Origin of the sequence: Actinoplanes sp. NPDC026670, from assembly GCF_040638175.1 — a bacterium.
In the GTDB taxonomy this organism is placed as follows: Bacteria; Actinomycetota; Actinomycetes; order Mycobacteriales; family Micromonosporaceae; genus Actinoplanes.
Map to the genome: position 1 here is coordinate 144,432 of NZ_JBEZXU010000018.1, position 11,998 is coordinate 156,429.

At 70.6% G+C, this 11,998-nt stretch carries 10 protein-coding genes; 6 read left to right on the plus strand and 4 right to left on the minus strand.

Annotated features, from left to right (window positions below):
- Positions 1 to 180 precede the first annotated feature (180 nt).
- Together AB0E94_RS19810 and AB0E94_RS19815 are read left to right on the plus strand one after the other, a co-directional pair.
- On the plus strand, positions 181 to 2,214 hold the full coding sequence (locus tag AB0E94_RS19810; protein ID WP_360328163.1) for a histidine kinase: 2,034 nt from the start codon (positions 181 to 183) through the stop codon (positions 2,212 to 2,214).
- Positions 2,178 to 2,825 (plus strand): response regulator transcription factor, encoded by a 648-nt coding sequence (locus tag AB0E94_RS19815; RefSeq protein ID WP_360328165.1) that lies wholly within the window; start codon positions 2,178 to 2,180, stop codon positions 2,823 to 2,825. Before AB0E94_RS19810 ends, AB0E94_RS19815 begins: the two co-directional genes overlap by 37 nt.
- A gap of 237 nt (positions 2,826 to 3,062) precedes the next feature.
- On the opposite strand, the gene AB0E94_RS19820 is transcribed toward AB0E94_RS19815, so the two are convergent.
- Positions 3,063 to 4,157, minus strand: a complete 1,095-nt coding sequence (locus AB0E94_RS19820) for an FAD-dependent oxidoreductase (protein WP_360328167.1) — start codon at positions 4,155 to 4,157, stop codon at positions 3,063 to 3,065.
- A gap of 155 nt (positions 4,158 to 4,312) precedes the next feature.
- Between AB0E94_RS19820 and AB0E94_RS19825 the strand changes: the two genes are divergently transcribed.
- Positions 4,313 to 5,134 (plus strand): helix-turn-helix transcriptional regulator, encoded by an 822-nt coding sequence (locus AB0E94_RS19825; RefSeq protein WP_360328169.1) that lies wholly within the window; start codon positions 4,313 to 4,315, stop codon positions 5,132 to 5,134.
- A 273-nt stretch (positions 5,135 to 5,407) separates the two neighbouring features.
- On the opposite strand, the gene AB0E94_RS19830 is transcribed toward AB0E94_RS19825, so the two are convergent.
- Together AB0E94_RS19830 and AB0E94_RS19835 are read right to left on the minus strand one after the other, a co-directional pair.
- Entirely contained in the window at positions 5,408 to 6,919 is a 1,512-nt protein-coding gene (locus tag AB0E94_RS19830) for an SMP-30/gluconolactonase/LRE family protein (RefSeq protein WP_360328171.1), read from the minus strand.
- Positions 6,907 to 8,673, minus strand: a complete 1,767-nt coding sequence (locus tag AB0E94_RS19835; protein WP_360328173.1) for an NAD(P)/FAD-dependent oxidoreductase — start codon at positions 8,671 to 8,673, stop codon at positions 6,907 to 6,909. Before AB0E94_RS19835 ends, AB0E94_RS19830 begins: the two co-directional genes overlap by 13 nt.
- A gap of 92 nt (positions 8,674 to 8,765) precedes the next feature.
- On the opposite strand from AB0E94_RS19835, the gene AB0E94_RS19840 reads away from it, so the two are divergent.
- The gene (locus AB0E94_RS19840; protein WP_360328175.1) at positions 8,766 to 9,398 is read left to right on the plus strand and encodes a sigma-70 family RNA polymerase sigma factor; all 633 of its coding nucleotides are present in this window, start codon (positions 8,766 to 8,768) and stop codon (positions 9,396 to 9,398) included.
- On the plus strand, positions 9,383 to 10,147 hold the full coding sequence (locus tag AB0E94_RS19845) for a hypothetical protein (RefSeq protein WP_360328177.1): 765 nt from the start codon (positions 9,383 to 9,385) through the stop codon (positions 10,145 to 10,147). The genes AB0E94_RS19840 and AB0E94_RS19845 overlap by 16 nt, the downstream gene beginning before the upstream one ends.
- A gap of 146 nt (positions 10,148 to 10,293) precedes the next feature.
- Here AB0E94_RS19845 and AB0E94_RS19850 read toward each other — a convergent pair whose 3' ends face one another.
- A complete protein-coding gene (locus AB0E94_RS19850) occupies positions 10,294 to 10,842 on the minus strand; it encodes a TetR/AcrR family transcriptional regulator (RefSeq protein WP_360328179.1) in 549 nt (182 codons plus the stop codon).
- A 136-nt stretch (positions 10,843 to 10,978) separates the two neighbouring features.
- Between AB0E94_RS19850 and AB0E94_RS19855 the strand changes: the two genes are divergently transcribed.
- The gene (locus AB0E94_RS19855) at positions 10,979 to 11,998 is read left to right on the plus strand and encodes an aldo/keto reductase (RefSeq protein WP_360328181.1); all 1,020 of its coding nucleotides are present in this window, start codon (positions 10,979 to 10,981) and stop codon (positions 11,996 to 11,998) included.

Consider the following 11,998-nt stretch of genomic DNA (forward strand, 5'->3'; position numbering starts at 1 on the left):
CGAGCATATAGGACAAATTGCCCGATCAAGGTGCACTTACCTCCACCGTGCTCGGTACCCTGCTGCCATGTGCTGCCGGTCGCCGCAGCGAAGACTCGGCTCATGACCCGTCACACCCCCGCCACCTCAAACCTCCGTCTCACGCCGAGCCACCCACCCGCTGCGGCGAAGATGCGGCCGGTGACCCGGCTTCCGCTCGCCGCGCTCCGGTGCGGGCTCCTTCTGCTGCTCACGGCCGCCGGCTTCGCGTACTCCCTCCTGATGTTGATCTCCGTGACCCTCGTTGTGCCGTTTCCCGCGGCAGTCGCCGGACAGCAGCGACTCGCCGCGCTCGGGAGGCGGCTCGTCCGTCGCTGGGCCGGCGTCGATGTGCCGGACGTCCCGCGAACGCCGCTGCCCCTCCCGCAACGCCGTGCCGACGGCTGGTACCTGCACGGCGCGACGCTCTACCGATCCCCTCGAACCGCCCGCTGGATGTCCAAATTCGATCACTACGGCGACGACCCGCTCGTGGCCGTCGAATGGCGATGGCTCACCCTCGCCCCTTTCACCAGCGCCGTTCCGCTGCTGTTGCCGCCCGCACTGATCACCTTCGGCCTTCTGGCGCTGCGCGCCGGGCCATGGGGATGGCTTCCGGCCGGCGTGGCGATCACCACGGCGTTGCTGATCGCCCCGACTTCCCTGCGGTGGTTCGGCCAATCCACCCGTTACCTCCTCCGAGAACGCCGCCACCAGCCCCGTCGCGGCCGGATCAGCCGCGCCTGGACCGCCGGCTGGCGGCTCGCCGGCCTCGCCGGCCTCCATCTGGCCGCCTTCGGCGCGGCCCTGCTGACCCTCGTCACCGTCATCCCGTCGTGGGGCGGGCTGCTCCTGATGATCACCACCCAGACCCGTCCCATGACCGAGATCTACCGTCGTCAGGCACATCGCTGGACCGGTGTATCCCTGCCCAGCCCGTACCGCCCGCTGCCGACCCCACCGGCCCCCGGCGAGGACGGCACCTACCGGGTCGGCCGAACTCTCTACACCGAACCCGACATCGCCGCCGGCCTCCAGCGCCACCGCTGGGTCAGCCACGATCCGGCGACCTGGCGCGATCAACTGTGGGCGTGGGGCGCCCTGCTGTGGGCCCCGCTGAGCCTGCTGCCCGCGATCCTGATCTCCGCCGGTTTCTTCGGGCTCGTCCTGCAGCCCCTCACCTGGGCGCCGTGGGCGGTGCCGATCGGCCTGTTCACCGGTTACTGGATCACCCCGTTCTACCTGTGGTACGCCCTCGAATACGCCGGCGCCGTACCCACCTGGATCCCCGGCTGGACCAGCCTGCTGCTGGGCCTGGCCCTGACCCTGCTCGGACTGGCCCTGGCCGTCCCGCTGACCCGGGCCCGCACCTGGTGGGACGCCCTCCTGCTGAGCCCGACCGCCGCCACCCTCCTCGCCGCCGAGGTCTCCCACCTGAACACCACCCAATCCCACCTGGCCATCCAGGTCGACGAGTTGAGTGCCAGCCGCTCCCTTCTCGCCGGTCAGGTCGACGAGCTGAACAGCAGCCATGACGTCCTCGCCGGGCGCGTGGAACAGCTCAACTCCAGCCGCGCCGACACCGCGGACGCGGCCGCCGCCGAATTGCGACGGATCGAACGCGACCTCCACGACGGCGCACAGGCCCGGCTGGTCGCCGTCGGCCTCGGTCTCGGCGCGGTCGCCCGCCTCTTGGAGACCGACCCGGTCCGGGCGCGGGAACTGCTCACCCAGGCCCAGGAGACGTCCGCGACCGCCCTGGCTGAACTCCGCGACCTGGTTCGCGGCATCCACCCACCGGTCCTCGCCGAACGTGGCCTCACCGACGCCGTCCGCGCCATCGCCCTGGACACCCCGCTTCCGGTCACTGTCGACACCGACCTTCCCGGCCGCCTCGAACCTGCCGTCGAGTCGGCCGTCTACTTCGCCGTCTGCGAAACCCTCGCCAACGCCGCCCGCGTCGCCTCCACCGTCACGCTCACCCTCCGGCACCAGGACGGCCTGCTGCGTATGGTGGTCACCGACGACGGCCCCGGCGGCGCGGACCCGTCCGCCGGCACCGGCCTGCTCGGCATCATGCGGCGGCTCGGCGCTTTCGACGGCACCGTGACCCTGCACAGCCCCGCCGGCGGCCCCACCGTAGTGATCATGGAGGTGCCGTGCGCGTTGTCATCGCCGAAGACCTCCACCTCCTGAGAGACGGCTTGGCCCTGCTCCTGGAGAGCCACGGGTTCACCATCACCGCCGCGGTCGCCGACGGCCCCTCCCTCCGCGACGCCCTCATCAGCCACCGCCCCGACGTGGCAGTGGTCGACGTGCGCCTGCCGCCCACCTTCACCGACGAGGGCCTGCAGATCGCCCTCGAAGCCCGTCGTGCCACTCCCGGCCTCCCGATCCTCGTGCTGTCCGCCCACGTCGAACAGCTCTACGCCCGCGAACTCCTGGCCGACGGCGCCGGAGCGGTCGGCTACCTCCTCAAGGACCGCGTGCTCAACGGCGACCAGTTCGCCGACGCGGTCCGCCGGGTAGCGGGCGGCGGCACCGCCATGGACCCCCAGGTCATCGCCAAGCTGCTGACCGCCGGGGGTGCCGCGACCCCGCTGTCCCGCCTGACCCCACGCGAACGCGAGGTCCTCGAACTGATGGCGCAGGGCCGTTCCAACGCGGCCATCGCCCAGCGCCTCTTCCTCAGCGACAGCGCGGTCAGCAAACACATCGCCGCCATCTTCACCAAGCTGGACCTCCCGCCCTCCGACGACGACAACCGCCGGGTAATGGCCGTACTGACCTTCCTCAACGCGGCCTGACCTCCCCGAACGCCGTTCGGCCTCCCGGAGTGCTGCCGGACCTCCCGGAGTGCTGCCGGACCTCCCGGAGCGCTGCCGGACCTCCCGGAGTGCCGCCGGACCTCCCGGAGCGCCGCCGGATCTTCCGAATTGCTTGCCATTTACCGGGGCCGGCCTGGCCGCTGCCGACCGACGATGTCTGCCGCGTGCTCCACGGCCGTCTTGGGCCTCGGTGCTCACGCGCCGTGGCGCGCTGACCTAGTCGGCGCCGAGCCCTTGATCGGCACCGAGCAGGGCTCGGTAGTGGTCGAGCAGGAAGGTAGCCTTGAACTGGGCGGCCGCTTCGGCGTTGAAGAAGCCGAACTCGGGGGCGTAACCTGCGCCACCGGACGGGCCGAGAGTCAGGATCATGCCGTCGGCGAACGGCTCGTACGCGGTCAGCGGACCATCCCCGATCAGAGCGCGGATGTTTGCGGCGGCGACCTCGGCCTGGCGTCCAGCCGCGCGTCCGGTCTTCAGCTCCGGGGTGTCGTTGACATCCCCGACCGCGAACACCCTGTCGTGGCCGGTCACCTGTAGGTGCTCGGTCACCGGCAACCGGCCGTCCGGCTGGCGGGCCGCGGCCAAGCTCGCGCCGAGGTGGTCGCCGGGCACCGTCGAGCCGTAGCAGGAGAACCAGAGGTCGGCGGCGATCGTCTCGCCGGCGCTGGTGGTCGCTGTGAACGGGTGGACCGAGCCAGCCGGGGTGTCAGGCAGAGCGTCGAGTTTCGTACCGAGAAGAGTCCGAACGCCCATTTCGTCGAGCTGCCGGGTCAACTCGGCGCGCATCTCTCCGGTGAACCGGCCACCCAGCAGGTCGGGCGCCGGGTCGATGACCGTCACCGGCTTGCCGGGCCAGGCAGCGGCGATCTCACCGGCGAACTCCAGGCCGATCGCGCCGGCGCCGAGCAGCAGCACCCCGGCCGATCGTGCCAGCGACGCGTGGAGCTGGTGCATCTGCTCGGCTGCCGCGTCGCGGCTGGTGGCGGCGAGGCGTGCCGGGAACGGGCCGGTCGAGCCCGTGGCCAGCACGACGAAGTCGGCGTCCAGCCGGGCGCCGGAGGCGAGCTCGACGGCATCGGGCCGGACCTCGGTCGCGAAGTCCCGGACGATCCGGCCGCGGGCCAGCAGGCCGTCGAACGGGAAGAAGATCTTGTTGATCCAGGTGGGATCGGCGACCGCCCGCAGATGGGCGACATGGTGTACGAACATCTCCTTCGGCTCCACCAGTGTCACCTCCGCGATGTCGTCGAGGGCCCGGGAGACCACGATGCCGGCGTAGCCGCCGCCCACCACTACCACTTTCGGAGCCATGTCGAGACTCACCTTTCGTCGGTTCGCCTCGACTCTGGCGCGGCCGACGGGCGATAGGGAGGCCGTGTCCAGGCTGGTAGTGGCAGGGATAGGAGTGGGCAGGGTAGTAGTGGCAGGGCCACCCTCCCGGCTCCGGACGTGGCTAGATTCGTTGCATGAGCGACAACGAGCTGGGCGGTTTCCTCCGGGCCCGGCGGGCTGAGGTGACGCCCGCCGAGGTCGGGTTGCCATCGGGCGACCGGCGGCGCACGCCGGGTCTGCGCCGAGCCGAGGTGGCGTTGCTCGCCGGGATCAGCGTGGAGTATCTGACGCGGCTCGAGCAGGGGCGTGACCGGCGCCCGTCACCGCAGGTCCTGGCCGCGCTGGCCGGCCCGTTGCGGTTGACCGCGGCGGAGCGCGCCCATCTGTATCGGCTGACCAGAGTGTCGACGGTGACCTGTGGCCGGCTGGTCACGGATCCGGGCCGGAGTGTGCGGCCAGGCCTGCGGGCGATGCTGGACCAGCTGGAGCCGGCCGCGGCGATGCTGGTCAATCAGGTCGGTGATGTGCTGGCGTGCACGGCGGGCATGCGGCGCCTGGCCGGGCCGATCGGGTTGCTGGACGGCGATCCGCCGAATGTGAACCGGTATGTGTTCGCCGATCCGCGCTCCCGGGCGGCCTTTCCGGACTGGGCGCATGTGGCCGACGAGCAGGTCGCGGCGCTGAAGGACGGTCCGGCCCGCCCGGAGTTCGCCGGCGAGCTGACGGCGCTGGCGGGGGCGGAGTTCACGGACCGTGCCGAGCGAGTGCCCGGCCTTCCCCGGTCCCACGGCATGCTGCGCCTCGAGCATCCCGAGGCGGGCGGTCTGCGCCTGGCCTATGAGGTCATGGTGCTCCCCGGTGACCAGGGCATGCGGCTGTTGGTCTACCTCCCAGCCGACGAGCGTAGCGCCGAGGCGCTGCGCCGGATCTCCCCACTCCGCCTGGTCGCCGGCTGAATGCTCGACGCCAGTCGGACGTCCGACGTCGACTGAACGATCGACGCCGGCCTGACCGGGTGGTGCGCCGAGTACACCGGGCCGGGCGCTTGGCGTCGGGTTGATGGACAGGCCGGGGTGGGCGCTGAGCATCGGGTTGATGGACGGGCCGGGGTGGGCGCTGAGTGTCGGGTTGATGGACGGGCCGGGGGTGGGCGCTGAGCGTCGCGGTGTTGGCTTGTCATCCGCCGTCGGGGTGGGCGGCAGTTGTGCCGGGTGGCGGTAACAGGTGCGTCAAGGGAGAGGGAGGTGGAGGATGCTGCCGTCGGCTGAGGCGCCCAGCAGGAGGGCGCCGTCGGGTGTGGTGGCCAGGGCTGCGAACTGGCGGGGGACTCCAGGCAGGCCCTCGATCAGGAGGGCCGGCTGGACCGGCCGGGGCGGGGCTACCGGGAGGTCTTCGAGCAGGACGCTGACCTGCGGTGCGGCCAAGACGAGGCGTCGGCGGCCGGCTTCGACGACCAGGATCCGGCCGTCGGCGGTCACCGCCAGGCCCTGCGGGGCGTGCAGGCCGTCGGCGATCACCGTCGGCTTGCCGTCGTCGAGGCGGTAGACGGTGCCATGGTCCTCGTCGGAGATGTAGCAGCGACCGTCGGCGTCGACCGCCACGTCGACCGGGCGGCCCAGGCCCTCGGCTACGACGGACAGTACGTCGTCAGGGGCTATCGACAGCACGCGGCCCGCGCCCGCCTCAGCGATGAGAAGGGTGCCGTCCGGGCGTACCGCGATGCCCTGGGGTTGATCGAGGTTTTCGGCCCGGGTTCGGGTCTTGGCCTGCGAGAGGGTCAGGACCTGGCCGTATTGGGAGGTGAAGTGCAGGTCGTCGCCGGAGGCGGTGACCGCGTGGGCGAAGGGCAGGAAGGCGCCGTCGAGCCGGTAGTGGTCGGCGATGTGCAGTTCGCCGGTGGCGTCGACGGCGATGCCGTAGGGGCCGGCCAGGCCGCGTGGCACCACCTCGCGCAGGCTGCCGTCGGGACGGACCTCGGTGATTCCGGCGCTGCTGAAGCTGGAGACGTACATCCGGTTGTCGGCGTCGAAAGCGGCGTTGTCCAGGCCGGCGATGCCGGTGGCGATCTCGGTGCGCTGGTCGCCGTCGATGCGGGTGATGGTGCCGGCCTCGTCGATCGACAGCGCGTAAAGGACGCCGTTGCGGTCGAAGCGGACCGCGACCGTCTGGGCGACCTCGGCGACCAGCGTCGGGGCGCCACGTTCCGGGCTGATCCGGTAGACCTCGCCGGGGAACATGTGCGGGTAGTAGAGGTTCCCGTCCGGCCCGGCCTGCATGGCATTGCCCAGCATCAGGCCTTCGACGAGGACGCGAGGTTCAGCCGTGGCATGGGGTGACGCGGAATCAACCGGCGCGGTCGGTGCAGTCGCGGTGTCGGTGAGTTCGAGGACGCGGCCGCCGGGGACCATCTCGTTGACGAAGATCCGGTTGCCGATGGCGGCGATGCCGTTGGGATTGAGGATGTTGTCGGCGGCGATGGTGAGTTCGCCGTCGGGGGTGCGCCGCCACACCCGGCCGGGGGCGACGTCGGTGATCCACAGGTTGCCGTCGGCGTCGAAGACCAGGTCGTCCGGTGATTGCAGCGGACCGTCGGGCGCGACGATCACGTCGACCCGGCCGGTCGTGACGTCGACGGCGCTGATCCGGCCGGGCAGGTATTCGGCGACCCAGAGGCGCCCGTCGGGGCCGAAGGTGATTCCGTTCGAGCCGCGCAGCGGGGTGGCGGCGATCAGTCGTTCCACAGCACCTGCTCCAGACTTCCGTCGGTGCGCCATGTGCGCAGGAGTTCGTGGAAGGCGATCGGGCCGGGACCGAAGGAGAAGCTCATCGGCAGCGGATTGCCCTCGTTGTTGTAGTAGCCGGGGGTGCATTCGCTCTGGAACCGGTAGCTGTCGGTGGCGGTCGCGTCGATGGTGGCGGCCCACGCGTCCTCGGCTTCGAGGGTCGGTTCGATCCGGCGGGCGCCCCGGTTCTCCGCCTCGCCGACCACGGCGCTGATGTGAATGGCCTGCTCGTGAAGGATGTGCACGAAATTGACGGCGTTGGCGTTGTGGACCGGGCCCAGCTGGAACAGGTTGGGGAAACCATGAGAGGCAAAGCCGTGCAGGGTACGGAACCCATTCGCCCAGTGTTCGAAGATGTGTTTCCCGCCGCGCCCGTACACCTGAAGGTTCCCGGACAGGATGCCGGAGATGCCGACCTCGAATCCGGTGGCGAAGACCACGCAGTCCACCGGGTATTCGGTGTCGCCGACGACGATGCCGGTGGCCGTCATCCGGGTGATGCCGCCGTGCCCGGAGGTGTCGACGAGCGTCACGTTGGCCCGGTTGAAGGTCGGCAGGTACTCGTCGCTGAACGTGGGCCGTTTGCACATGTATCGGTACCAGGGTTTGAGCATCTCAGCGACGGCCGGGTCGGTGACCACCTCGTCGACGCGGGCACGGATGCCGTTCATGGTGGCGAAGTCGGCGAGCTCCAGTTGTTCCCCGGTGAGCTCGGCCGGAGTGCCGGCCAGGAAGGTGCGCTGGAGTTTCGCCGTCGCGGTCCAGCGGTCGTCGATCAGGTCGGTGTCGGCGTGCCCGCCGGTCACCACGGTGAGGAAGTTGTCCATCCGTTCCCGCTGCCAGCCGGGCCGCACATTGTCGAGCACCGCCTGGTCGGTGGGCCGGTTGTCACGCACGTCGACCGACGACGGGGTGCGCTGGAAGACGTAGAGGTGTTCGGCGTCACGGCCGAGGTGGGGCACCACCTGGATGGCGGTCGCTCCGGTGCCGACGACGGCGACCTTCTTGTCGGCGAGGCCGGTCAGTCCGCCGGTCTGGTCGCCGCCGGTGTAGGCGTAATCCCACCGGCTGGTGTGGAAGGTGTGCCCGCCGAACTCCTCGATGCCCGGGATGCCCGGCAGCTTCGCCTGGGTGAGCAGCCCGGACGACAGCACGATGTAGCGGGAGCGGAACACGTCGCCGCGGTCGGTGGTGACGGTCCACTCGGCGGCGGCGTCGTCCCACCGCAGTTCGGTCACCTTGGTGTGGAAGAGCGCATGCTGGTAGAGGTCGAACCGTTTGGCGATGGCCACGGCGTGCTGCCGGATCTCGTCGCCCGGCGCGTACCGCCATTTCGGGACGTATCCGACCTCTTCGAGGAGCGGCATGTACACCGTCGCCTCGATGTCGCAGTGGATTCCGGGGTAACGGTTCCAGTACCAGGTGCCGCCGAAGTCACCCGCCTCGTCGACCATCCGGAGGTCCTGAAGGCCGGCCTGCCGCAGCCGGGCACCGCTGAGCAGCCCGCCGAACCCGCCGCCGATGACAGTCGCGTCGACCCGGTCGGTCACCGGCTCGCGTTCCACCCGCTCGGTCCAGGGGTCGGTGGCGTAGTAGCCGAACTCGCCTGTCGTCTGCCGGTACTGACCTCCGCCGTCCGGGCGTATCCGCCTGTCACGTTCGGTCCGATACTTCGCGCGCAGGGATTCGATCTCATGCGGTGTGAAGGACACCCAGACAGTCAAAACACAGTGATGGACATGAATCAAGCATTTTTCTGACGCAGGGGTGTGGCAGAGTTCCGCCTCCCGGACAGGTAGGGGGCATGGACCAACAAGAGCGGTTCCGGGCGCTGCACCGGGACACCTACGCTGACCTGCTGCGTTTCGTCGAGAGACGGATCCCGGCGGACGAGGCGGAAGACGTCGTGTCGACCGTCTTCCTCACCGCCTGGCGGCGGCTCGCCGACGTTCCTCCGGAGGCCCGGCCATGGCTGTTCGCGGTGGCCCGGCGGACCATGGCCAATCAGACCCGCGGCTGGTTGCGGCGTCAGGCTCTGGATGTACGGCTGACCGGCGCCGACAGCCACGTGCCGGATGGTTCGGCCGCGGCCGCCGAGCGCATCGATCTGGAACGGGCGTGGCGGACCCTCAGCCCCGGCGACCGTGAGGTTCTGGCCCTGATCGCGTTCGACGGGCTCACCTCCGAGCAGGCGGCCACTGTCCTGGGCTGCCGCCGTTCCACCTTCGCGATGCGGCTCACCCGGGCCCGCAAGCGCCTCCAGACCGCCCTCAGTCCCGCCGCGTCGGCCGCGCAACCTGCTTCGGCCGGGCTGCCTGCTTCGGCCGGGCAGCCTGCACCGGCCACGGGACCTGTGCGGAGGTCATCTGGACCTCGCCTCACCTCGACACCGACCCCACCCATCGCCAAGGAGCAGCAGTCGTGGACGAACGCATGAACGACCTGGACCGTCTCGCCGTCCTCGACCCGGCCCGCGACCGGGAGCCGAGCCCGATGGAGTGGGCCCGCGCGGAGGCGTTCGTGGAACGGGTGATCGACGGGTCCGCCGAGAGCGCCGCCCGCCCGCCGATGCGGCGCTGGCTGTTCGCGGGTGCGGCCGCTACAGCGCTCGGCGCGGTCGCCGCGGTTGCGGTGCCGGCGCTGGTTCCGGGGGCGACCGAGCGGGCGGTGGCGTCGTGGACCGCTCAGCCCACCGCGCGCACCGGCGACCAGGTGCTGCCGCAGGCGGAGGCCTGCGCCGCCAACGGGGTCGCCGGAGAGACCGTGGCGAAGGCGTCCGACGTGCTGCTGGCCGAGCAGCGTGGCGAGGCGACCCTGCTGATCCAGCGCAAGGACGGCACGATCGTCGAGTGCCTGATGGTCGGTGACGACGACCGGGCCGCCTCGATGAGCCTGATCGACGAGGCGGCGATCGTCGCCCCGCCGGCGGGCACCGTCAATCTGGAGACGATGAGCTCCTACGGCGACGGTGACGACCAGTGGTCGAACATCGTCGGACTCGCCGCGCCGGACGTCACAGCGGTCGAGGTCCGTCTCGGCAACGGCACGCTGGTTCAGGCGAGCGTGAAGGCCGGTTGGTGGGCGGCCTGGTGGCCGGGCGCCGAGGGCGGCGAGGTCGACACCCTGTCGGTCATCGTGCACGCTGGCTCCGCCACCACGACGCACCGCCCTTCCGAACTGCCCTGACGCCCGGCGCGGACGGGCAGCGGGCAGGTGTGACGCCAGGCTCGAGCCTTCCGAACTGCCCTCACGCCCGCCGCGGACAGGCCGCGGGCAGGTGTGACGCCAGGCTCGGGTCAGCGGAAGAAGGAGGGCTGGCGGGGCGGTTCGCGTCAGGTGTGCAGGCCCATGATGAGGAAGCCGACCATCCGGCGGGCGTTGTAACGGGGGTCGTCGCCGTCGCCGATGCACAGGTTGCCTACGCCTCGCATCAGTTCCAGCGCGCCCACGTCGGGCCGGATCTCGCCCGCGTCGGCCGCCGCCTTCAGCAGATCGGCGCAGACCGGTAGCAGCCGGTCCAGGAAGTACGAGTGCAGTTTCTGGAACGCGGCGTCGTCGGAGTGGAAAGCTCCGGCGAGGCCGTGTTTCGTCACCAGGAAGTCGACGAACAGGCCGATCCACTCGGCCAGCGCCGCATGCGGGGTCTCGGCGGCGGCGAGAAGAGCCGGTCCGGCCTCGGCGCAGGCCTCGATCTGATGGTGGTAGACGGCGACGATCAGGTCGGCCCGGGTCGGGAAGTGCCGGTAGATGGTGCCGACCCCGACCCCGGCCCGCGCCGCGATGTCGCGCACCGGCACGTTGACCCCGGCCTCGACGAACGCCGCGGCCGCCGCCGACAGCAGGGTCGCCTGATTGCGGCGCGCGTCGGCCCGCTTCTCCACCACTGAACTGTTACCCCCATCACGCCTCTTGGGAACGGAACCACTTGGTAAACGGAACACCGTTCCGTATGTTGGTGGTTGGGCCGGAACGTTGTTCCGCTTAGCCCAGCATGCCAGATACCCAGGAGGAACGACCATGCAGTACCGCAGTTTGGGCCGTACCGGCGTCCAGGTCAGCACCCTGGCGCTCGGCGCGATGAACTTCGGCGCGATGGCCCGCACCGGTCAGGACGAAGCCGGCGCGATCATCGACGCCGCCCTCGAGGCGGGCATCAACCTGATCGACACCGCCGACATGTACAGCCACGGCGAGTCGGAGCAGATCGTCGGCAAGGCCATCGCCGGCCGCCGCGACGACATCGTGCTCGCGACGAAGGCGACCCTGCCGATGGGGCCGGACCGCAACCAGCAGGGTGGCTCCCGTCGCTGGCTGGTCACCGCTCTCGACGACAGCCTCCGCCGGCTCGGCGTCGATCACGTAGACCTCTACCAGATCCACCGCTGGGACCCGGCGACCAGCGACGAGGAGACCCTGTCGGCGCTGACCGACCTCCAGCGCGCCGGGAAGATCCGCTACTTCGGCTCGTCGACGTTCCCGGCCCACCGGATCGTGCAGGGTCAGTGGGCCGCCCGCGAACACCACCTGAGCCGGTACGTCACCGAGCAGCCCAGCTACTCGATCCTGCAACGCGGCATCGAGACCCACGTCCTGCCGGTCACCCAGGAGTACGGCATGGGCGTGCTCGTCTGGAGCCCGCTCGCCTCCGGCTGGCTCTCCGGCGCGGTCCGGGCCGGGCAGGAGATCAGCACCTACCGGTCCGGCCTGCTCCAGCAGCGCTTCGACCTGACCGTCCCGGCCAACCAGGCCCGCCTCGACGCCGTCGAACAGCTGATCAAGGTGGCCGACCAGGCCGGACTCACACTGATCCAGCTCGCTCTCGGGTTCGTCACCGCCCACCCCGGCGTGACCAGCGCGATCATCGGCCCGCGAACCCTGGACCACCTGCACTCACAGGTCGCGGCAGCCGACACGGTGCTGTCCGCCGACATCCTCGACGCGATCGACACCATCGTGGCGCCAGGGCTGGACCTCGCCCCGGACGAGAAGATCGACACCCCGCCGTCGCTGCTCGACGCGTCGCTGCGGAGGCGCTGA

Coding starts and splice junctions, on each gene's coding strand:
- AB0E94_RS19840 (WP_360328175.1), top strand. CDS start 8,766: ATGGACCAACAAGAGCGGTTCCGGGCGCTGCACCGGGACACCTACGCT.
- AB0E94_RS19825 (WP_360328169.1), top strand. CDS start 4,313: ATGAGCGACAACGAGCTGGGCGGTTTCCTCCGGGCCCGGCGGGCTGAG.
- AB0E94_RS19820 (WP_360328167.1), bottom strand. CDS start 4,157: ATGGCTCCGAAAGTGGTAGTGGTGGGCGGCGGCTACGCCGGCATCGTG.
- AB0E94_RS19855 (WP_360328181.1), top strand. CDS start 10,979: ATGCAGTACCGCAGTTTGGGCCGTACCGGCGTCCAGGTCAGCACCCTG.